We start from the raw sequence: 21,601 nt of genomic DNA, 5'->3' as shown, positions 1-21,601 counted from the left end.
ACGGAAAAAGGCCGGTGGCAAAAGCCACCAGCCATCAGCCTTAAACGAGACGCTCAGGCTGTTGACGCAAAGTCTTCGCTTACTTGAGCTCGACTTTGGCGCCAGCTTCTTCCAGAGCCTTCTTAGCGGCCTCGGCTTCGTCTTTCGACACGCCTTCTTTGACCATGCCTGGAGCGCTATCAACAACAGCCTTGGCTTCTTTCAGGCCGAGACCTGTCAGTTCGCGAACAGCCTTGATCACGTTTACTTTCTTCTCACCAGCCTCGAGCAACATCACGTTGAACTCGGTTTGCTCTTCAGCAACTGCAGCTGCAACAGCAGGACCACCAGCAGCGGCAGCGGCGGCAGTAACACCGAACTTCTCTTCCATTGCCTTGATCAGTTCAACAACTTCCAGAACGGTTTTCTGGCCGATTGCTTCGATAATGTCTTCGTTAGACAGAGCCATGACTCTAATTCCTGTATTAAGGGACGGCCTTCGCGGCCATCAAAATAAACAAACTTGAAAAAGACTGCGCTGGCTTAGGCCGCCGCTGCTTCTTTCTGGTCGCGAACAGCCGCCAACGTACGAGCCAACTTGCTGGTGGCGCCTTGAATCACGCTCATCAGCTGGGAAATTGCTTCGTTGTAGGTCGGCAGGGTTGCCAGTACGTCGATCTGATTTGCTGCGAGGAACTTGCCCTCAAACGCAGCTGCCTTGATCTCGAACTTGTCCTGACCCTTGGCAAACTCCTTGAACAAACGAGCAGCAGCACCCGGATGTTCATTCGAGAAAGCAATAAGGGTCGGCCCTTTGAACACGTCGTTAAGCACCTCGTAGGAGGTACCTTCAACGGCTCGACGGAGCAAGGTGTTACGTACAACGCGTACGTAAACGCCAGCTTCGCGGGCTTCTTTACGGAGTCCGGTCATTGCGCTAACAGTCACGCCACGGGCATCGGCCACGACAGCAGAAAGAGCGCTTTGGGCAGCCTCGTTGACTTCAGCGACGATGGCTTTTTTGTCTTCGAGTTTAATTGCCACGGGTTTTACTCCTGGTTTTACCGTTCGCTCCACCGGGGCGGAACGAGATTTTGGTGTCTAATTCGATTAACGAATCGGGAGCACCTCTGCGTAGGCTTTAAGTTTTAAGACTTGCGTCGCCTACGGTCTTGGATAGCCCCCGCCAGGCAGGGACCCCAATCTTTTAACGAAGGCTACAAGCCTTCGTTTTTAGCTCTTAGGCTTCCAGTGAAGCCTGGTCTATTTGCAAGCCTGGACCCATGGTTGTGCTGAGGGTCACACGCTGAACATAGACACCCTTGGATGTCGATGGCTTCAAGCGCTTAAGATCGACCAGCAAGGCCTCAACGTTCTGACGCAGCTTGACGGGCTCAAAATCAACCTTGCCAACAGACGCATGAATAATGCCGTTCTTGTCGGTACGGAAACGAACCTGACCAGCCTTGGCGTTCTTCACCGCAGTAGCTACGTCGGGCGTCACGGTACCAACCTTAGGGTTAGGCATCAGACCGCGCGGACCCAGAATCTGGCCCAACTGGCCAACAACGCGCATAGCGTCGGGGGATGCAATGACCACGTCGTAACTGAGATCGCCGCCTTTCATTTCTGCAGCCAGATCATCCATACCCACACGATCCGCACCGGCAGCTAGTGCAGCCTCAGCGCCCGGACCTTGGGTAAATACTGCAACACGAACGCTTTTACCGGTGCCGTTCGGCAACACAGTGGCACCACGTACAACCTGATCTGACTTGCGCGGATCCACACCCAGATTAATGGCAATATCGACCGACTCTTTGAACTTGATAGTCGACATTTCAGCCAGCAACTTGGCTGCATCGTCAAAGCCATACTGCTTGCCAGCTTCGATTTTTTCAGCGATAGCCTTTTGACGCTTGGTCAGCTTAGCCATTACACACCCTCCACATTGAGGCCCATGCTACGGGCGGAGCCGGCGATAGTGCGAACAGCCGCATCCATGTCAGCAGCAGTGAGATCAGCCTGTTTGGTCTTAACAATCTCTTCAAGCTGTGCGCGGGTTACTGTACCCACCTTGACGGTGTTCGGGCGTGCCGAACCACTAGACAGGCCAGCAGCCTTCTTGAGCAGCACGGAAGCTGGCGTACTCTTGGTCTCAAAGGTGAAACTGCGATCACTGTAAACCGTGATAATTACAGGAGTAGGCAGACCCGGCTCCATGCCTTGAGTCTTGGCATTGAACGCCTTACAGAATTCCATGATATTTACGCCATGCTGACCCAGAGCAGGACCAACAGGTGGCGAAGGGTTAGCTTGACAAGCTTTCACTTGCAGCTTGATGTAAGCAGTAATTTTTTTAGCCATTTGAAACTCCAGTTTTGGGTACTAGCGCCGTGAGGCTCCCCGTTACTTCGCTGTTTTCCCTGTGACAACAAAACCCCGCAACCATTCAGCTGCGAGGTTTAGGGATGCTTAGATCAGTTATGCCTTCTCGACCTGACTGAACTCCAACTCCACAGGCGTGGAGCGTCCGAAAATGAGCACTGCAACCTGTATCCGGCTCTTCTCGTAGTTAACTTCTTCCACAACGCCATTGAAGTCCGCAAAGGGTCCGTCAACAACGCGTACTGTTTCGCCTGGCTCAAACAACGTCTTCGGTTTGGGCTTTTCAGTGCCATCCACAACCCGACGCAATATCGCTTCAGCTTCTTTCTCGGTTATCGGCGCCGGCTTATCCGCAGTACCGCCAATAAAACCCATGACCCTAGGCGTCGCCTTGACCAAATGCCAAGTGCCTTCGGTCATATTCATCTGTACCAGAACATAGCCAGGGAAGAACTTTCTCTCGCTCTTCCTTTTCTGGCCATTGCGCATTTCCACTACTTCTTCGGTAGGCACCAGAATTTCGCCGAACTCATCTTCCATGCCGGCCAGCTTGACGCGCTCAATCAGCGAGCGCATTACATGCTTCTCGTACCCCGAGAAAGCATGAACTACATACCAACGCTTAGCCACAGCACACCTATCAGCCAACAATCAACGAAACCAGCCAACCGAGCAGGGAATCAAGCCCCCACAACAGCAGCGCCATTACTAGAACCACCGCGACAACAATCAAAGTTGTCTGCGTTGTTTCTTGCCGAGTAGGCCAGACAACCTTACGTATTTCTGTCCGGGCCTCTTTCAGCAAAACAAAAAAGGCACGCCCCTTCTGTGTTTGAAAGGCCACAAAGCCAGCCAAAACAGCCAGAAACAGCAGCACGAGAACGCGATACAAGACGGGCTCAGCAGCAAAATATTGATTGCCGACAACACCAAGCGCAACCAGCAGCACCACAACTAGCCACTTCAGCGCGTCAAAACGCCCCTCTTTGGCTTCAGCCTTTGCACTCATTCACTTTTTTCTCAATCAAATGCCAGATCTGATATTTAATCTGGCAGGCCAGGAGGGAATCGAACCCCCAACCTACGGTTTTGGAGACCGTCGCTCTGCCAATTGAGCTACTGGCCTATAACAAAACAGGTCGACCATTATGCCGACCTGAAGAAGCAAGTTCAACCGATTACTCGATGATCTTGGCTACCACGCCAGCACCAACGGTACGGCCACCCTCGCGAATCGCGAAACGCAGGCCGTCTTCCATGGCAATCGGCTTGATCAAGGTAACAACCATCTGCACGTTGTCACCTGGCATTACCATCTCAACGCCTTCCGGCAGTTCGCAGCTACCGGTAACGTCGGTAGTACGGAAGTAGAACTGCGGGCGATAGCCCTTGAAGAATGGCGTGTGACGACCGCCTTCTTCCTTCGACAGCACATACACTTCCGACTCGAACTTGGTATGCGGCTTGATGGTGCCCGGCTTGGCCAGTACCTGGCCACGCTCGACGTCATCACGCTTGGTACCGCGCAGCAATACACCGCAGTTCTCGCCAGCACGACCTTCGTCGAGCAGCTTGCGGAACATCTCTACACCAGTACAGGTTGTTTTGGTGGTAGGACGCAGACCAACGATCTCGATTTCTTCCTGGATCTTGACGATACCGCGCTCTACACGACCGGTTACCACGGTACCGCGGCCGGAGATGGAGAATACGTCTTCGATCGGCATCAGGAATGGCTTGTCGATGGCACGGACCGGCTCAGGGATATAGCTATCCAGAGTCTCGACCAGCTTCTTGACGGCAGTGGTGCCCATCTCGTTGTCATCCTGACCGTTCAACGCCATCAGCGCGGAGCCGATGATGATCGGCGTGTCGTCGCCCGGGAAATCGTAAGTGCTGAGCAGGTCACGCACTTCCATTTCCACCAGCTCCAGAAGCTCGGCATCATCAACCATGTCAGCCTTGTTCAGGAACACGACGATGTAAGGAACGCCAACCTGACGGGACAACAGAATGTGCTCACGGGTTTGCGGCATCGGACCATCTGCGGCCGAGCAAACCAGGATAGCGCCATCCATCTGCGCAGCACCGGTGATCATGTTCTTCACATAGTCAGCGTGGCCTGGGCAGTCAACGTGCGCGTAGTGACGAACAGACGAGTCGTACTCTACGTGCGCAGTATTGATGGTGATACCACGAGCCTTCTCTTCCGGAGCGCTATCGATCTTGTCGAAGTCGACCTTTGCGCTGCCGAATACTTCGGAGCAAACGCGAGTCAGCGCCGCAGTCAGAGTGGTTTTACCATGGTCAACGTGACCAATGGTGCCAACGTTGACGTGCGGTTTGTTACGTTCAAATTTTTCTTTAGCCATCGCCAACGTCTCCTACTGAGTAATCGAAGCAGATAAAAATATCAAAACAAAGGCAGATACATGCATATCTGCCTTTGTTGAACTGGAGCTCATGAGCGGAATCGAACCGCTGACCTCACCCTTACCAAGGGTGTGCTCTACCAGCTGAGCTACATGAGCAAAACACTAAAACATCGAGAGCACCTGGAGCGGGTAGCGGGAATCGAACCCGCATCATCAGCTTGGAAGGCTGAGGTTCTACCACTAAACTATACCCGCGGAGCCTGTACTCACGATTGAAACTGGTGGAGGGAGAAGGATTCGAACCTTCGAAGTCGATGACGTCAGATTTACAGTCTGATCCCTTTGGCCGCTCGGGAATCCCTCCAAAAAGGAGGCGGCATTCTCAATGTATGTCGCCCACCTGTCAAGCTTTACCTTATAAAAATCCTGAGCTTAGCCCCGAAAATTGTCGCAACTCACAAGGGCCGGCAAGTCTATTCAAACTGCGGCTCCATATCAACAGCCTGACAGGGTTTCATCTCATGGCGTAACTCGCTAAAGCTAGCAGCAAGGCTTGCCAGCAACCCATCATCAATTATCCGCTCATGTCCCGGCTCAACCCGCACCCAAAAACTTCTTTGATTCCGCGAGAGCTTTCGCAGCGAAGGCTCATAGCCTGCCGCCGAAAGCCGATCCATGACACTCTCTGCAGACTCGTAACGCGGAAATATGCCTAACGAGATACCGTTTTCAAGATCCCCCTCGGCTATTACAAAACTATCGATCTGCCGTGCCTGTAACTCCTTGAGCTGTCGTAACGAGGCGCTTCTAGACGCCAAGGGAGGCAAATATACCCAGAAGTCCACCCCGGACACCGCATCAACCTCCTGGATTTCTGAATCAACATCAAGACCTGCCAGTCGTTGGCGCAATGTTTCCGCCGTGTCTCGCACCTCAAAATTCCCTAAAAACAGGCAAACTGATTGCTCGGCCTCAGCAGTCGCTTCTACAGCTTTGCGCTTCGCCTTGTCAGGCGCCTCACTTAAAAGTCGAATATCTTGCTCTCGAGCCTGATACTGCGCGAGCGGGTCTGCTTTTTGCGCCTCCATCGGGACCTGCTGCTGATGCCATACGTAATAGAAGGCGTTTAGAACCAGAAGCAACAGAAACAACCAGCGCACATTCAAATCCTCAATCCGGGAACGCCAATGCCAAGCCACGGAAAACCAAGTCGGAGACGATATCTGCCTCGCCAAAATGCGTACCCACCATATCAGCACCTCCACCTGTAAGGAGCATGCTGAACTCATGCCCCCAAAGCTCTTTTGCCATTTCTTGCTGCAAGCCAACAAAACCAAGCAGCATTAATTCCGTTCCTCGACCAACCGCCTCTGCAGTACTTTGTCCAGGAGTGTGCGTAGCGCTGCTGTTTATCGGCAGGTAGGCAGCGCGAGCAGTTCCGACACCCAGCTGATCCCTTAACATTTTGATTCCAGGGCTAATAAAGCCCCCCAAATGCACGCCCGCACCATCCACGAAGTCAGCCGTAACCGCCGTGCCTATATCCAACACCAAGCATGCTGATTTTTTAAGCGAAAATGCGCCCACGATGGCCAGCCAACGATCCGTGCCAAGCAACCGGTAATCGTTATAACCATTTGTCACACCAGCAAGAGTCTTGCTCGATTCCGCAAGCTCAACTGGCATTGAATATCTCAGCTCTAAAGCAGTAATCAAGCTATGCGTTTCAAGATCACTTCGAACACTGACAATCCGGCATTTAGCCAGCGACCCAATATCTGTAGCATCGAGTTGCGCAAGTAACTCTGCCTCGTCACGAGCCGAACCCTCACACCTTACGAGCTGATCCGCTCCGTCCAGTACACGCCACTTAATCAACGTATTACCGCAATCAACCTCAAGAATCATGCTGCAATCTCAGACTTAACTCGCCGCCACTGAATACCCGAAAATTTCCATCAATCAAAAGCATCAATGCGCCAGTCTGATCCACGCCGCTTTCCACTCCGGATATCTTTCGCCCCCCCGCAGACAACTCAACCACCTTTCCGCGCCACAGGTCATTTTTATTCCATTCATCCACAAAAGCTGGAAATCCGCTCTCTCCGTGGATTGCCAAATGTTCATCAAGCTGTATTTGCAATTCCGACAGCAAGACATTCCTGTCGATCAAGGTGCCTGTCTCGATACTTGCCGACGTCCACTCCTGATCTATCTTTTCCGTTGAGCAAAGCATATTGGTATTGATACCTACACCAATAACAACATGACATACATCCGCCAGGTCACCTGACAATTCGAGTAGTACGCCTGCAATTTTACGCCCCGAGGCCAGCACATCATTAGGCCACTTCAAACCAAGGCTTTGTACGCCAACCTTTCGTAACGCAGAAACGACAGCAAGACCTATTACCAAGCTAAGACCTTCCAGGCCTTTCACGCCCCGGTCATTCTTTATAAGCAAACTGAAGTAGAGGTTCTCACCAAACGGACTGACCCATACTCTTCCACGTCGCCCGCGCCCGGCTGTTTGTTGCTCGGAGACAATTGCAAACGGAGCAATGGCCCCTAACTCAAGCTGCCTCAAAGCTTCCGCATTAGTCGAGTCAAGCGAATCGTACATTCCGATACGCCATGTCGAATGCCTTCCAATGAATTGCGCTTGGGGGGCAAGAGAAATCATTTCTTGAGCCAATCTGTAGCCTTGACCTGAAACGCTATGCACTAACAGCCCAAACTGTGAATTTATCTTTTTGATCTTCTTCCACACAGCGCTACGGCTGATACCCAGCGCGCGCCCAAGATCCTCTCCGGAATGAAAGCGTCCATCCTGTAATATTTTCAGCAATTGCAGGCTAGCTAACAGGGGCGCATCAGGCCCTTTTGCATTGTCCGACATGCGACTCCCTGGGCTGTATTGTCTGTATTCGTTAGGTGGCGCAACGGGCCCGATTATAAACCCAACAAGCAAAAATAAACCCCCGACCAGTTACCTGATCGGGGGTTTGGTATAGGTGCTTGACGATGACCTACTCTCACATGGGGAGACCCCACACTACCATCGGCGATGCGTCGTTTCACTTCTGAGTTCGGGATGGGATCAGGTGGTTCCAACGCTCTATGGTCGTCAAGCAATTTTGCTGGGGAGTCGATGTTTAGGTCGCTTCCCCGAATCGGGTATGTGATAGAAGCCGGTATTGCGTGTTACTTGCAAATTTTCGGCTTTGTGTCGACTTCAACCGTCTGACACGCAAACAGCAAATTGTTTGGGTGTTATATGGTCAAGCCTCACGGGCAATTAGTATTGGTTAGCTCAACGCCTCACAGCGCTTACACACCCAACCTATCAACGTCGTAGTCTTCGACGGCCCTTTAGGGAACTCAAGGTTCCAGTGAGATCTCATCTTGAGGCAAGTTTCCCGCTTAGATGCTTTCAGCGGTTATCTTTCCCGAACATAGCTACCCGGCAATGCCACTGGCGTGACAACCGGAACACCAGAGGTTCGTCCACTCCGGTCCTCTCGTACTAGGAGCAGCCCCTCTCAAATCTCAAACGTCCACGGCAGATAGGGACCGAACTGTCTCACGACGTTCTAAACCCAGCTCGCGTACCACTTTAAATGGCGAACAGCCATACCCTTGGGACCGGCTTCAGCCCCAGGATGTGATGAGCCGACATCGAGGTGCCAAACACCGCCGTCGATATGAACTCTTGGGCGGTATCAGCCTGTTATCCCCGGAGTACCTTTTATCCGTTGAGCGATGGCCCTTCCATACAGAACCACCGGATCACTAAGACCTACTTTCGTACCTGCTCGACGTGTCTGTCTCGCAGTCAAGCGCGCTTTTGCCTTTATACTCTACGACCGATTTCCGACCGGTCTGAGCGCACCTTCGTACTCCTCCGTTACTCTTTAGGAGGAGACCGCCCCAGTCAAACTGCCCACCATACACTGTCCTCGATCCGGATAACGGACCAGAGTTAGAACCTCAAAGTTGCCAGGGTGGTATTTCAAGGTTGGCTCCACGCGAACTGGCGTCCACGCTTCAAAGCCTCCCACCTATCCTACACAAACAAATTCAAAGTCCAGTGCAAAGCTACAGTAAAGGTTCACGGGGTCTTTCCGTCTAGCCGCGGATACACTGCATCTTCACAGCGATTTCAATTTCACTGAGTCTCGGGTGGAGACAGCGCCGCCATCGTTACGCCATTCGTGCAGGTCGGAACTTACCCGACAAGGAATTTCGCTACCTTAGGACCGTTATAGTTACGGCCGCCGTTTACCGGGGCTTCGATCAAGAGCTTCGCTTGCGCTAACCCCATCAATTAACCTTCCGGCACCGGGCAGGCGTCACACCCTATACGTCCACTTTCGTGTTTGCAGAGTGCTGTGTTTTTAATAAACAGTCGCAGCGGCCTGGTATCTTCGACCAGCGGGGGCTTACGTAGTAAATACTTCACCCTCACCGGCGCACCTTCTCCCGAAGTTACGGTGCCATTTTGCCTAGTTCCTTCACCCGAGTTCTCTCAAGCGCCTTGGTATTCTCTACCCAACCACCTGTGTCGGTTTGGGGTACGGTTCCTAGTTACCTGAAGCTTAGAAGCTTTTCTTGGAAGCATGGCATCAACCACTTCATCATCTAAAAGACGACTCGTCATCAGTTCTCGGCCTTGAAATCCCGGATTTACCTAAGATCCCAGCCTACTACCTTAAACACGGACAACCAACGCCGTGCTGGCCTAGCCTTCTCCGTCCCTCCATCGCAGTAACTAGAAGTACAGGAATATTAACCTGTTTCCCATCGATTACGCTTTTCAGCCTCACCTTAGGGACCGACTAACCCTGCGTCGATTAACGTTGCGCAGGAAACCTTGGTCTTTCGGCGTGGGTGTTTTTCACACCCATTGTCGTTACTCATGTCAGCATTCGCACTTCTGATACCTCCAGCCAGCTTCTCAACTGACCTTCACAGGCTTACAGAACGCTCCTCTACCGCATCACTTACGTGATACCCGTAGCTTCGGTGTATGGTTTGAGCCCCGTTACATCTTCCGCGCAGGCCGACTCGACTAGTGAGCTATTACGCTTTCTTTAAAGGGTGGCTGCTTCTAAGCCAACCTCCTAGCTGTCTAAGCCTTCCCACATCGTTTCCCACTTAACCATAACTTTGGGACCTTAGCTGACGGTCTGGGTTGTTTCCCTTTTCACGACGGACGTTAGCACCCGCCGTGTGTCTCCCATGCTCGGCACTTGCTGGTATTCGGAGTTTGCATCGGTTTGGTAAGTCGGGATGACCCCCTAGCCGAAACAGTGCTCTACCCCCAGCAGTGATACATGAGGCGCTACCTAAATAGCTTTCGAGGAGAACCAGCTATCTCCGGGCTTGATTAGCCTTTCACTCCGATCCACAGGTCATCCGCTAACTTTTCAACGGTAGTCGGTTCGGTCCTCCAGTTAGTGTTACCCAACCTTCAACCTGCCCATGGATAGATCGCCCGGTTTCGGGTCTATACCCAGCGACTAAAGCGCCCTATTAAGACTCGCTTTCGCTACGCCTCCCCTATTCGGTTAAGCTCGCCACTGAATATAAGTCGCTGACCCATTATACAAAAGGTACGCAGTCACAGAACAAAGTCTGCTCCCACTGCTTGTACGCATACGGTTTCAGGATCTATTTCACTCCCCTCTCCGGGGTTCTTTTCGCCTTTCCCTCACGGTACTAGTTCACTATCGGTCAGTCAGTAGTATTTAGCCTTGGAGGATGGTCCCCCCATATTCAGACAAAGTTTCTCGTGCTCCGTCCTACTCGATTTCACTTCTAAGACTTTTTCGCGTACAGGGCTATCACCCACTATGGCCGCACTTTCCAGAGCGTTCCGCTAAAATCAAAGAAGCTTAAGGGCTAGTCCCCGTTCGCTCGCCACTACTAAGGGAATCTCGGTTGATTTCTTTTCCTCAGGGTACTTAGATGTTTCAGTTCCCCTGGTTCGCCTCTTGTACCTATGTATTCAGTACAAGATAACCATCTTGTGATGGCTGGGTTCCCCCATTCAGACACCTCCGGATCAAAGTCTGTTTGCCGACTCCCCGAAGCTTTTCGCAGGCTACCACGTCTTTCATCGCCTCTGACTGCCAAGGCATCCACCGTATGCGCTTCTTCACTTGACCATATAACCCCAAGCAATCTGGTTACTGTCTCAAACGTGAAGACGACATTCGCCGAAAATTTGCAATATTAGAGAACACGCAAATTTTACCTTGACGCAAACAATCACCAGTGAAAGAGATTGCTTGGTCTTTTTACTTCTATCACATACCCAAATTTTTAAAGAACAGTCTGGCGCAAAGACCAGAACTCAACACCCCAACCCTTCCAGGTAGATGCTCAGTTCTGAGCTTTCAGCGATTGCAGAGTAAATGGTGGAGCCAAGCGGGATCGAACCGCTGACCTCCTGCGTGCAAGGCAGGCGCTCTCCCAGCTGAGCTATGGCCCCATCTAATGACCGGCCACATCCCATGACAATTGGTGGGTCTGGGCAGATTCGAACTGCCGACCTCACCCTTATCAGGGGTGCGCTCTAACCAACTGAGCTACAGACCCAATCGTCTTACTCTCGGGCTGTATTACCCAATCGCTTTTCGCAAGTGAATCAAGCAATTCGTGTGGGTACTTATGAAGAAGCCGATGTCTTCGATTAAGGAGGTGATCCAGCCGCAGGTTCCCCTACGGCTACCTTGTTACGACTTCACCCCAGTCATGAATCACTCCGTGGTAACCGTCCCCCTTGCGGTTAGACTAGCTACTTCTGGAGCAACCCACTCCCATGGTGTGACGGGCGGTGTGTACAAGGCCCGGGAACGTATTCACCGTGACATTCTGATTCACGATTACTAGCGATTCCGACTTCACGGAGTCGAGTTGCAGACTCCGATCCGGACTACGATCGGTTTTGTGGGATTAGCTCCACCTCGCGGCTTGGCAACCCTCTGTACCGACCATTGTAGCACGTGTGTAGCCCAGGCCGTAAGGGCCATGATGACTTGACGTCATCCCCACCTTCCTCCGGTTTGTCACCGGCAGTCCCCTTAGAGTGCCCACCATTACGTGCTGGTAACTAAGGGCAAGGGTTGCGCTCGTTACGGGACTTAACCCAACATCTCACGACACGAGCTGACGACAGCCATGCAGCACCTGTGTCAGAGTTCCCGAAGGCACCAATCCATCTCTGGAAAGTTCTCTGCATGTCAAGGCCTGGTAAGGTTCTTCGCGTTGCTTCGAATTAAACCACATGCTCCACCGCTTGTGCGGGCCCCCGTCAATTCATTTGAGTTTTAACCTTGCGGCCGTACTCCCCAGGCGGTCAACTTAATGCGTTAGCTGCGCCACTAAGTTCTCAAGGAACCCAACGGCTAGTTGACATCGTTTACGGCGTGGACTACCAGGGTATCTAATCCTGTTTGCTCCCCACGCTTTCGCACCTCAGTGTCAGTATCAGTCCAGGTGGTCGCCTTCGCCACTGGTGTTCCTTCCTATATCTACGCATTTCACCGCTACACAGGAAATTCCACCACCCTCTACCGTACTCTAGCCATGCAGTTTTGGATGCAGTTCCCAGGTTGAGCCCGGGGATTTCACATTCAACTTACATAACCACCTACGCGCGCTTTACGCCCAGTAATTCCGATTAACGCTTGCACCCTCTGTATTACCGCGGCTGCTGGCACAGAGTTAGCCGGTGCTTATTCTGTCGGTAACGTCAAAGTAGCAACGTATTAAGCTACTACCCTTCCTCCCAACTTAAAGTGCTTTACAATCCGAAGACCTTCTTCACACACGCGGCATGGCTGGATCAGGCTTGCGCCCATTGTCCAATATTCCCCACTGCTGCCTCCCGTAGGAGTCTGGACCGTGTCTCAGTTCCAGTGTGACTGATCATCCTCTCAGACCAGTTACGGATCGTCGCCTTGGTGAGCCATTACCTCACCAACTAGCTAATCCGACCTAGGCTCATCTGATAGCGTGAGGTCCGAAGATCCCCCACTTTCTCCCGTAGGACGTATGCGGTATTAGCGTCCGTTTCCGAACGTTATCCCCCACTACCAGGCAGATTCCTAGGCATTACTCACCCGTCCGCCGCTCTCAAAGGAAGCAAGCTCCCTTCTACCGCTCGACTTGCATGTGTTAGGCCTGCCGCCAGCGTTCAATCTGAGCCATGATCAAACTCTTCAGTTCAATACTGATCGGGTTTTGAGAAAACCCTAAACTTGGCTCAGCAATCGCAAATAAAACTATGATTTCTCGCAGTGATACTTGTGTTGCTGACAATCATTCGACGATCAGTCTTACCCCACAAGCACCCACACGAATTGCTTGATTCAAATTGTTAAAGAGCGTTTGGAGGAGACCTTCGCCTCAACCAAGGCCGCGCATTCTACAGCAGCCTCTACATCCGTCAAGCACATTTCGAAGAAATTTTCGTTTCATCTCAACCGCTTGCAACTCCCGACTACTTGCCAAGGGCCGGTAGCGGGAGGCGAATTCTACAGGAGTGTAAGAGACTGTCAACACGTCAAAACAGGAATTTTTATCCAGAGCGATGCCGCAGCAAAATGCTGCCCATCACTCCTTAATAAGAGTTACTCGTGCAAATGCCTTTTTGCCTGACTGGCAAACGTGCGTCTTACCCAGCTCGAACATGAAACCACGATCAACCACTGCGCCATCCACCCTTACGCCGCCCGCACCTAGGAGATCTCGAGCCATTGCTGCGTTCTTCACCAACCCCGCTCTATTAAGCAGAGCCGAAATAGGCAGAGCCTCACCGGCGGCGAGAGTTATCTCCGGAATATTCTCGGGCAACTCGCCATCCTTCATGCGATTGCCTGCTGCACGATGTGCATTTAGCGCAGCCTCTTCGCCGTGAAAGCGCGCGACAATTTCTTCGGCAAGCTTGATCTTGATGTCTCGCGGGTTTGAGCCGCGCTGAACGTCCGCCTTGAACTGCTCGATCTCCGACATTGGGCGATAGCTAAGCAACTCGAAGTAACGCCACATCAAGGCGTCAGGCATCGAAACCAGCTTGCCATACATGGCTCCAGGCGCTTCCTGAATACCCACATAGTTGTCCAGAGATTTGGACATTTTCTTAACGCCATCCAACCCCTCAAGCAGCGGCATTGTCAAAATGACCTGAGGCTCCTGCCCATAAGCCCGTTGCAGCTCCCGCCCCATAAGCAAGTTGAATTTCTGATCCGTACCGCCCAGCTCAACATCCGCCCTCAGCGCAACCGAGTCATAGCCCTGCACCAGCGGATAAAGAAATTCGTGAATCGCAATCGGCTGATTCCCGGCATAACGCTTGCTGAAATCATCGCGCTCCAGCATCCGTGCAACGGTGTATTGAGAAGACAGACGAATGAACTCTGCCGGACTCAGCAAATCCATCCAGGTTGAGTTGAACGCCACCTCAGTCCTGTCAGGATCGAGAATCTTGAATACCTGAGCCTTGTAGGTCTCGGCATTTTCCAGCACCTGATCACGCGTCAGCGGCGGACGCGTAGCGCTCTTGCCGCTGGGATCGCCAATCATGCCGGTGAAATCGCCAATCAGAAAAATGACCTGATGCCCCAACTCCTGAAACTGGCGAAGCTTGTTAATCAGAACAGTATGCCCAAGGTGCAAATCGGGCGCCGTTGGATCAAAGCCCGCCTTGATCCTGAGCGGCTTGCCACGCTTCAGCTTTTCAACAAGCTCAGCCTCGACCAGCACCTCATCCGCACCGCGCTTGATCAAAGCAAGCTGCTCATTTACCGACATCATCACAGTTTTCAACCAAGCGAAATAAAAAGGGAACCAACCATACAATATCGAGTACTAATTTCAAGGCTGACCAAGGCAAATGCAGCCTCGTGCGACCTTGTGCGCACTTTTGAGGTTGATCGGAATTTGATTTGGTTATATTTTAAGCAGTTGGTTCACCCTTCTTTTTATTGGCAGTTCATGACGAAATCCATAACAAAAACACCGCTATATCCCAAGGCCCATTTGCTGGCCGCTAGCGGGATTGCCGCATTCCTGAGCCTTTTGCTCCTGATTTTTCCTGCCAGTGAAGTTGAAGCCAAAAAGACATTTATCAGTCTGGATTCAACTCCGGACGGCGTGCGCGTGAATCAAAGCCAAAGCGCACTCTCTCTTGGCGATAGCGAGTTCAGCTCTGCTGCCCCTTTTAACTACGCCCCTGACGCCTCAGGAAGCAACGCTGAAATCGCCCTTCCTGAAAGCGACAAGCGTGTTGACAGCCCCCTTGGGAAAATCGGCTCTCCGTTACCAAATCCATCCAGCGTTTCCGTGAAAGTCGTTTCCGGCGACAGTCTTTCGACTGTGTTCAGCCGCGCAGGCTTATCCTCGGCAAAGCTTGCAGAAGTCCTTGCTAGCGACAAAGCGATTCGCAGCCTCAAGATCCGTCCTGAGCAGATTTTCAACTTTGAGCTTTCCACCGATGGAGAACTCGAAGAGGTTCGTACCAAACAGCACAACCATGAAAGCATCAGCATCAAGCGCACTGAAAATGGTTTCCAGATAGAGTCGACTCAGCCAGCTATCCGTACAGCCTACGCACACGGCGTGATTCGCAGCACATTAAGCAATGCAGCAAACGAGGCAGGACTGCCGTCCAGGGCCGCATTGAACATGGCCGATATATTTGCCTACGACATAGATTTTTCCAAAATCGCCGAAAATGACCAGTTTGAAGTGATTTACGAGCAAAAAGTAGTAAACGGCAAGGTAGTCGGTTCTGGAAAAATTCTTGCCGCGCGATTCACCAATCTTCGCAAGACTTATACGGCTATTCGTTATAAAGACAGCTACTACAACGAGAAAGGCGTCAGCCTGCGCAAGGCCTTCCTGCGTACTCCGGTTGATTTCGCTCGGATCAGTTCCAGGTTCTCCAGTGGTCGCAAGCATCCGATTCTGAACAAGATCCGCGCGCACCAGGGCGTCGATTATGCGGCCCCTCGAGGAACGCCAATCAAGGCAGCTGGTGATGGGAAAGTCATTCTTGCCGGCCGCAAGGGCGGATATGGCAATACCGTAATCCTCCAGCACGGCAATAGCTACAAGACTCTTTACGCGCACATGAAAGGCTTTGCGAAGGGTATTCGCTCCGGCTCATCGGTCAAGCAGGGACAGATCATCGGCTACATCGGCACAACCGGACTATCTACCGGCCCTCACCTGCACTACGAGTTCCAGGTGAATGGCCGCCACGTCGACCCTCTTGCACAAAAAAGCCTAATGGCCGAGCCCATCGCACTCAACGAGAAAAGCAAGTTTCTCAAGCTGAGCCAGCCGCTGATAGCACGCCTGAATCAGGAAAGTGCCAAATCCCCGAATCTGGCCATGAGCAAGCTGTAGTCAATGCCTCTTTATCTCGGCGTCATGTCAGGTACCAGCCTCGACGGAATTGACATAGCGCTGATTGAGCAAGACGAGCAATGCGCGCTCAAAGCTTCGCTGTATCTGCCGATGCCGGAAACATTGCGCGCAGAAATACTTGAGCTGTGCAGCCCCGGGCAAGACGAACTGGCGCGCAGTGCAATGACCGAAAATAAATGGGTGCAGTTGGTCGCTAGCGGCATAAACCAGTTACTCGCCCGAGAAAATCTGGAACCGGCTCGGATTCGCGCTATTGGCAGCCATGGACAGACTGTCCGCCATGAACCTGATCGCGGCTTCAGCATTCAGATTGGCAATCCCGCACTTCTGGCAGAGCTGACGGGCATCTGTGTTGTAAGTGATTTCAGACGGCGCGACATCGCCGCAGGCGGGCAAGGAGCACCTCTCGTACCCGCATTTCATGCCTCGCTGTTCAACCGCGACCAGCAGCGCCCAGCAGTCCTCAATATCGGCGGATTCAGTAACATCAGCCTGTTCGAAAAGGACAAATCCGTTCGCGGGTTCGACTGTGGACCCGGCAATGTGCTGATGGATGCCTGGATCCAGCACTGTCAGGCCAAGCCCTATGATCGTAATGGCGACTGGGCGGCCAGCGGTAGTGTAAATAAGCGCTTGCTGGATGCCATGCTGGCAGATCCATACTTTCAAGCTAGCGGTCCCAAAAGCACCGGGCGCGAGCTATTCAACATGGGCTGGCTTGATAGACATCTGGCGAATAATCCGCCCACCGCAGAAGCAGATGTTCAGGCCACGCTCCTTGAGATGACCTCCCGAAGCATCAGCAGCGCGTTACTCAACGTGCAGCCGAAATCCGCTGAACTGCTGGTATGTGGTGGCGGCGCCCACAATGCTGCGCTGATGAAGCGCCTCGGCCAATTATTACCAGAGTGTCGTGTTGCCAGCACAGCAACTCGAGGGGTTCCGCCCGACTGGGTTGAAGCGATGGCATTCGCCTGGCTGGCTCACTCCTGCCTCGAAGGTATTCCAGGCAATCGCCCCGACGTTACCGGTGCCCGTGGGCTCAGAGTGCTCGGAGCGATCTATCCCGCATAAGCAAGCTGATCAATAGCAATCTGCACGGCTAGATAGAAAATGACGACCCACAACCGCACGTGCTGGATGCATTTGGGTTGTTAATGACAAAGCGCGAGCCTTCAAGGCCTTCCTGATAGTCAACTTCCGCACCAGCCAGGTATTGAAAACTCATCGAATCAACCACCAGGTTGACTCCCTCGCGCTCAACCACCGTGTCATCGTCAGCAAGTTCATCATCAAAAGTGAAGCCATACTGAAAGCCCGAGCAGCCCCCACCGGTGACAAACACGCGCAAACGCAGGCGCGGATTACCCTCTTCCTCAACCAGCGTCTTCACCTTTTGCGCCGCCGCAGCAGAAAACACCAACGGCGTAGGGATGAAGGTTTCAACGGTCATGCTCAATTTCTCCAAGGGTAACGCTGGGGCTTTACAGGCGCTTATTATCCGCTTTTCCGATCAAAACAGTCAACTATTAGCCTGACAGCTAAGGCAGCATCGCAGCGTGAGCAAGCCCCATGTTTTCGTTCAGACCCAGCATGATGTTCATGTTCTGCAGTGCCTGACCCGAAGCGCCCTTGACCAGATTGTCGATCACCGAAAGCACCACCACCAGATCACCGCCCTGTGGCCGATGTACGGCAATACGGCAGACATTTGCGCCACGCACGCTACGGGTTTCCGGGTGACTTCCCGCCGGCATCACATCGACAAAAGGCTCGCCCGCATAACGCCGCTCAAACAAGGCCTGCAGATCAACAGAACGGTCACTGACCTGCGCATACAAGGTGGCATGGATACCGCGAATCATCGGCGCCAAATGCGGAACAAATGTCAGCCCAACCGGCTCGCCGGCCGCCCGCCGGAGGCCCTGGCTGATTTCCGGCAAGTGGCGATGGCCCTTCACTGCATACGCCATCATGCTTTCGCTCGACTCACACAACAGCGAGCCAACCTTGGCACCACGCCCGGCACCACTGACGCCGGACGCGCAATTGGCTATCAGTTGCCGGGTATCTGCCAGGCCAGCTTCCAGCAAAGGAATCAGCCCAAGCTGGGTGGCTGTTGGATAGCAGCCGGGAACCGCAATCAGCCGCGCACCCCGAATGGCCTCGCGATTGACTTCGGGCAGTCCATAGACGGCCTCGCCGAGCAGGTCAGGGGCACCGTGGGGCTGGCCATACCACTGCGCCCACTCAACTGCGTCAACCAGACGGAAGTCCGCAGAAAGATCTATAACCCTGGTTCCGGCGTCCAATAGCTCGCCGGCCAGTGCGTGCGCCACACCATGCGGTGTAGCAAAAAAAACCACATCACAGGCTCCGAGAGAAGCGACATCCGGAATGCTGAAAGCCAGCTGGTCGTAATGCCCACGCAGGTTTGGGTACATATCGGCAACCCGGATGCCTGCCTCTGAGCGCGAGGTGATCACCGCCACCTCGGCCTCAGGATGCTGTGCAAGCAGCCTGAGCAGCTCTACACCCGTGTAACCCGTACCACCAACAATACCGACCTTGATCATGAGCCAAACCTCAAGCAACTGCTGAAAAGCTATAGATCATAAGGCCGGCACGCGGCTGTGGCCAATCGCGCAAGCGCATCCACACCTGAAAAAGGGATAGTACTGACTAGCAGCGGGGACTATCAGAAGGCTCTGCAGTCCCGATGAAACGGCACTATGCCGTGTCAGCCGCAAAGACGGGCAAGGGCGCCTGGAGTTTTATCCAGCAGGTGCTGCAGGCGCGTCAAACTCACTGCGATACTGCTCTACCAGATACATGTTGTCCTGCTGCCAGGGATGAAAGCCATCGCGGTAAAAATCCTTGTACACGCCAATCAAGGAGCGGAAAACACCCTGCTTTCCCCAGAGCCAACTGATGCCGTCTCGCCAGATGCGCCAGTTCCACAACAGGCCATCGCGCTTGAGCATATGGATCAGCCCCCTGGCGGTATCAAGGGTAAAAAAGAAGGTACTGCGGCGCATCGCCTTGCGCAGCAACTTGCGGTCACCACACACCCGCATGTATACGTCGAACGCCACCGACTTGTGCTCCGTCTCCTCCAGGGCATGCCAGCGCCACAACCTTGCCATCTGCGGGTCTGCCCCCGCCAACATTAGTGGATTGGTCAACAGCACATCGCCGAGTATCGCCGTAAAATGTTCTACCGCGCAGGTTCCCGCCAGCATGCCTTCAGGTGGGAAGCGCTTTTTGACAAAGGCGATGCGGCGCTTTACCCCGCGCTCAAGGTAATCAATGTCATAACCCAGTTCACGCAGGCGCTGGTTATAGTTTTCATGCTCGCGACTGTGATGCCCCTCCTGGCCAATGAAGCCGCGTATCTGTTCAAGCAGAAGAGGATCCTTGATCTGCTCCCGGAACAATCTGACCGAATGAATGAAAAAGCGCTCACCCTCGGGAAACAGTACCGACATGGCATTAAAGAAATGGCTCTTGAACGGGTCGCCGCCGTGCCAATGACGTGGCATGGGGTCAGGAAGAGCCGCTTCCAGATGGCGGGGGTGGATTTCAAGACCTTCCGGGGTAGTACTGATCATTGCAAACTCACTTAAACCGATGGCACAAGGCATGGTTGCTCTGCGTATCTGTCGAATATGCTCCGTGCACCCGCACGGGGCAAGGTTGTCATCTGACAGATAAAACGTCATTTGCTGCCAACAGCCTGCTCCCGCAGTTAAGATAATGCCCCAAAAGCGCCGCTGACGACCCTCCATACATCACTGCAGAGAGTCTCTGAGAACCGAAATGACCTATCTATTGATCAAAGCTCTACACATCATCGCCATGGTTTGCTGGTTCGCCGGGTTGTTCTATTTGCCGCGCCTGTTTGTCTATCACGCCATGAGCGAGGACGAGACGAGCAAAGCGCGCTTCTGCATCATGGAGCGCAAGCTTTACCGCGGCATAATGCTGCCCTCCATGCTGGCTACGGTCATTTTCGGGCTGTGGCTGCTGCATCTCAATCCAGCCTGGCTAAATATGGGCTGGATGCACGCCAAACTGGCACTGGTGCTGGTGTTGATCGGTTATCACCACCTGTGCGGCGCGCAACTCAAGCGCTTTGCCCGAGGTGAAAATGCGCGCAGCCATGTATTTTATCGCTGGTTCAACGAAGTCCCGGTGCTGTTCCTGATTGCCATTATCTTGCTGGTGGTGATCAAGCCGTTCTGACTTTCGACCAGCCGAACACGGGAAGACACGCTTGTGACGCTGTACTGTTGCATTCGACTCCGCGCCGCCATTAGTCTGCCGAATGCCCTGAACTGAACATTTTCCGACAAGGATATCCAGATGACCGAACCTCTTTTCAAAGTCGTATTTTCCGGCGAACTGCTTCCCGGCTTTGCGCTGGACACAGTCAGGGAAAATCTGGCGAAGCTGTTCAAGAGCGATCTCGGCAAAATTGACCACTTGTTCACCGGAAAAGCGGTTGTACTCAAGCGCGATCTGAAAGCAGCAGACGCCGACAAATATCTGGCCGCCCTGCACAATGCCGGTGCGCTGGTACGCAAGGAAGCCGATCTGGCCGCGAGCCTGAGCCTGGTTGCTACGGAAGAGCATGACAACCAGCCTGAAGCCGTACACGCTCAGCCCACCAGTAGTATCATGACCTGTCCGAAGTGCGGCCATGAGCAGACCAAAGCCGTCGAATGCTCCGCCTGCGGAATCATTATCGAGAAGTTCATTGCCCGGCAGGCTCTGCTCCCCAAGGCCGAAGTCACTGTCGCGCCCGAGGCCGAAGCCCGCAAACCCGAAACCACAGCCACACCAGCAAGTTCACCGTATACACCGCCGCAAGCGTCAGTTGCAGAAAACCTGCCGGAATATGCCACGCTGAAAGTATTCAGCACCAACGGGCGAATTGGTCGGTTGCGCTACATGGCATGGTCCCTCAGCCTGATCCTGCTGCTGACCGCCGGCACCATAGTGGTGGGAGTTGGCTATGCCATAACGCCAGCAATAGGTTATCTGCTCGGCACAGTTGCCGTGATTGCAGCGATAGTTGTTGGCGTGCAGATTGGCGTGCAGCGACTGCATGATATCGGCTGGTCGGGCTGGTTGTACTTGCTGGCACTGGTACCGTATCTGGGCAGCGTCTTCAGCCTGGTCATAATGATCCTGCCGGGCAATACAGGGGCGAATCGCTATGGCGCCCCTCCTCCGGAAAACAGCCGTGCGGTGAAGATTCTTGCCTGCCTGTGGATACTTGTACCCGTAATCGGCATTCTCGCCGCCATCGCCTTGCCGTCATATCAAGAATATCTACAGCAAGCATCCAGCTAGCTTATGCGCAACGTCGGGACAGGCTTTCTGTCCCGCCACCCATTCGAGCTTTACACCTGCAA

General features: G+C 53.2%; 18 protein-coding genes, 6 tRNA genes and 3 rRNA genes. 4 read left to right on the top strand and 23 right to left on the bottom strand.

Annotation, left to right across the window (positions count from 1 at the left end; translation table 11 throughout):
- Positions 1–79: 79 nt before the first annotated feature.
- The 20 genes from rplL to tyrS form a co-directional block, all read right to left on the bottom strand.
- Complete coding sequence (gene rplL, locus BLT89_RS00900) at positions 80–448, bottom strand: 50S ribosomal protein L7/L12 (RefSeq protein WP_090192647.1); 369 nt, start codon at positions 446–448, stop codon at positions 80–82.
- A gap of 74 nt (positions 449–522) precedes the next feature.
- Positions 523–1,023 carry a 50S ribosomal protein L10 gene (gene rplJ, locus BLT89_RS00895; protein WP_090192646.1) on the bottom strand — a complete coding sequence of 167 codons (501 nt, stop codon included), beginning with the start codon at positions 1,021–1,023 and terminating at the stop codon, positions 523–525.
- A 196-nt stretch (positions 1,024–1,219) separates the two neighbouring features.
- Positions 1,220–1,915 (bottom strand): 50S ribosomal protein L1, encoded by a 696-nt coding sequence (gene rplA, locus BLT89_RS00890; RefSeq protein WP_090192645.1) that lies wholly within the window; start codon positions 1,913–1,915, stop codon positions 1,220–1,222.
- Positions 1,915–2,346: a 50S ribosomal protein L11 gene (gene rplK, locus BLT89_RS00885; RefSeq protein WP_090192644.1), complete on the bottom strand. Its 432-nt coding sequence runs from the start codon at positions 2,344–2,346 to the stop codon at positions 1,915–1,917. The genes rplA and rplK overlap by 1 nt, the downstream gene beginning before the upstream one ends.
- Positions 2,347–2,463: 117 nt before the next feature.
- Positions 2,464–2,997: a transcription termination/antitermination protein NusG gene (nusG, locus tag BLT89_RS00880; protein WP_090198553.1), complete on the bottom strand. Its 534-nt coding sequence runs from the start codon at positions 2,995–2,997 to the stop codon at positions 2,464–2,466.
- Between the two features lie 10 nt (positions 2,998–3,007).
- The gene (secE, locus tag BLT89_RS00875; RefSeq protein WP_090192643.1) at positions 3,008–3,376 is read right to left on the bottom strand and encodes a preprotein translocase subunit SecE; all 369 of its coding nucleotides are present in this window, start codon (positions 3,374–3,376) and stop codon (positions 3,008–3,010) included.
- Between the two features lie 41 nt (positions 3,377–3,417).
- A tRNA-Trp gene (locus BLT89_RS00870) sits at positions 3,418–3,493 on the bottom strand.
- A 52-nt stretch (positions 3,494–3,545) separates the two neighbouring features.
- Positions 3,546–4,739 (bottom strand): elongation factor Tu, encoded by a 1,194-nt coding sequence (gene tuf / locus BLT89_RS00865; protein WP_090192642.1) that lies wholly within the window; start codon positions 4,737–4,739, stop codon positions 3,546–3,548.
- An 83-nt stretch (positions 4,740–4,822) separates the two neighbouring features.
- Positions 4,823–4,898 (bottom strand) — tRNA-Thr (locus BLT89_RS00860).
- Between the two features lie 25 nt (positions 4,899–4,923).
- Positions 4,924–4,997, bottom strand: a tRNA-Gly gene (locus BLT89_RS00855).
- A gap of 24 nt (positions 4,998–5,021) precedes the next feature.
- Positions 5,022–5,106 (bottom strand) — tRNA-Tyr (locus BLT89_RS00850).
- Between the two features lie 109 nt (positions 5,107–5,215).
- Complete coding sequence (locus tag BLT89_RS00845) at positions 5,216–5,902, bottom strand: SPOR domain-containing protein (protein ID WP_090198550.1); 687 nt, start codon at positions 5,900–5,902, stop codon at positions 5,216–5,218.
- Positions 5,903–5,912: 10 nt separating this feature from the next.
- The gene (locus BLT89_RS00840; RefSeq protein ID WP_090192641.1) at positions 5,913–6,650 is read right to left on the bottom strand and encodes a type III pantothenate kinase; all 738 of its coding nucleotides are present in this window, start codon (positions 6,648–6,650) and stop codon (positions 5,913–5,915) included.
- Positions 6,640–7,641, bottom strand: coding sequence for a bifunctional biotin--[acetyl-CoA-carboxylase] ligase/biotin operon repressor BirA (gene birA, locus BLT89_RS00835; protein ID WP_090192640.1), 1,002 nt, complete (start codon positions 7,639–7,641; stop codon positions 6,640–6,642). Before birA ends, BLT89_RS00840 begins: the two co-directional genes overlap by 11 nt.
- A gap of 117 nt (positions 7,642–7,758) precedes the next feature.
- Positions 7,759–7,874, bottom strand: a 5S ribosomal RNA gene (gene rrf, locus BLT89_RS00830).
- A gap of 145 nt (positions 7,875–8,019) precedes the next feature.
- Positions 8,020–10,912 (bottom strand): 23S ribosomal RNA (locus BLT89_RS00825).
- Positions 10,913–11,162: 250 nt separating this feature from the next.
- Positions 11,163–11,238 (bottom strand) — tRNA-Ala (locus tag BLT89_RS00820).
- A gap of 30 nt (positions 11,239–11,268) precedes the next feature.
- Positions 11,269–11,345, bottom strand: a tRNA-Ile gene (locus tag BLT89_RS00815).
- A 95-nt stretch (positions 11,346–11,440) separates the two neighbouring features.
- Positions 11,441–12,977: ribosomal RNA gene (locus tag BLT89_RS00810) — 16S ribosomal RNA — on the bottom strand.
- Together the 16S, 23S and 5S rRNA genes with 2 tRNA genes alongside form the textbook arrangement of a ribosomal RNA operon.
- Before the next feature lie 387 nt (positions 12,978–13,364).
- Entirely contained in the window at positions 13,365–14,564 is a 1,200-nt protein-coding gene (gene tyrS, locus BLT89_RS00805; RefSeq protein WP_090192639.1) for a tyrosine--tRNA ligase, read from the bottom strand.
- Between the two features lie 180 nt (positions 14,565–14,744).
- Between tyrS and BLT89_RS00800 the strand changes: the two genes are divergently transcribed.
- Together BLT89_RS00800 and BLT89_RS00795 are read left to right on the top strand one after the other, a co-directional pair.
- On the top strand, positions 14,745–16,160 hold the full coding sequence (locus BLT89_RS00800; RefSeq protein ID WP_090192638.1) for a peptidoglycan DD-metalloendopeptidase family protein: 1,416 nt from the start codon (positions 14,745–14,747) through the stop codon (positions 16,158–16,160).
- Between the two features lie 3 nt (positions 16,161–16,163).
- Entirely contained in the window at positions 16,164–17,255 is a 1,092-nt protein-coding gene (locus BLT89_RS00795; RefSeq protein ID WP_090192637.1) for an anhydro-N-acetylmuramic acid kinase, read from the top strand.
- Between the two features lie 28 nt (positions 17,256–17,283).
- Here the strand turns inward: BLT89_RS00795 and erpA are convergent, their stop codons facing one another.
- From erpA to BLT89_RS00780, 3 genes are all read right to left on the bottom strand, one after another.
- Positions 17,284–17,634, bottom strand: coding sequence for an iron-sulfur cluster insertion protein ErpA (gene erpA / locus BLT89_RS00790; RefSeq protein WP_090192636.1), 351 nt, complete (start codon positions 17,632–17,634; stop codon positions 17,284–17,286).
- Positions 17,635–17,722: 88 nt separating this feature from the next.
- The gene (gene argC / locus BLT89_RS00785) at positions 17,723–18,757 is read right to left on the bottom strand and encodes an N-acetyl-gamma-glutamyl-phosphate reductase (protein ID WP_090192635.1); all 1,035 of its coding nucleotides are present in this window, start codon (positions 18,755–18,757) and stop codon (positions 17,723–17,725) included.
- A gap of 198 nt (positions 18,758–18,955) precedes the next feature.
- Positions 18,956–19,792, bottom strand: coding sequence for a metal-dependent hydrolase (locus BLT89_RS00780; RefSeq protein ID WP_090192634.1), 837 nt, complete (start codon positions 19,790–19,792; stop codon positions 18,956–18,958).
- A 208-nt stretch (positions 19,793–20,000) separates the two neighbouring features.
- Here BLT89_RS00780 and hemJ point away from each other — a divergent pair, with 208 nt between their 5' ends.
- Positions 20,001–20,426, top strand: coding sequence for a protoporphyrinogen oxidase HemJ (gene hemJ, locus BLT89_RS00775; protein WP_090192633.1), 426 nt, complete (start codon positions 20,001–20,003; stop codon positions 20,424–20,426).
- Between the two features lie 120 nt (positions 20,427–20,546).
- Positions 20,547–21,539: a DUF805 domain-containing protein gene (locus tag BLT89_RS00770; RefSeq protein ID WP_090192632.1), complete on the top strand. Its 993-nt coding sequence runs from the start codon at positions 20,547–20,549 to the stop codon at positions 21,537–21,539.
- The last annotated feature ends 62 nt before the right edge of the window (positions 21,540–21,601 follow it).

Origin of the sequence: Pseudomonas pohangensis, assembly GCF_900105995.1 — a bacterium.
Lineage (GTDB): Bacteria > Pseudomonadota > Gammaproteobacteria > Pseudomonadales > Pseudomonadaceae > Aquipseudomonas > Aquipseudomonas pohangensis.
The sequence above is the reverse complement of the archived record's forward strand: the minus strand, read 5'-3'. Positions and strand labels throughout refer to the sequence as shown.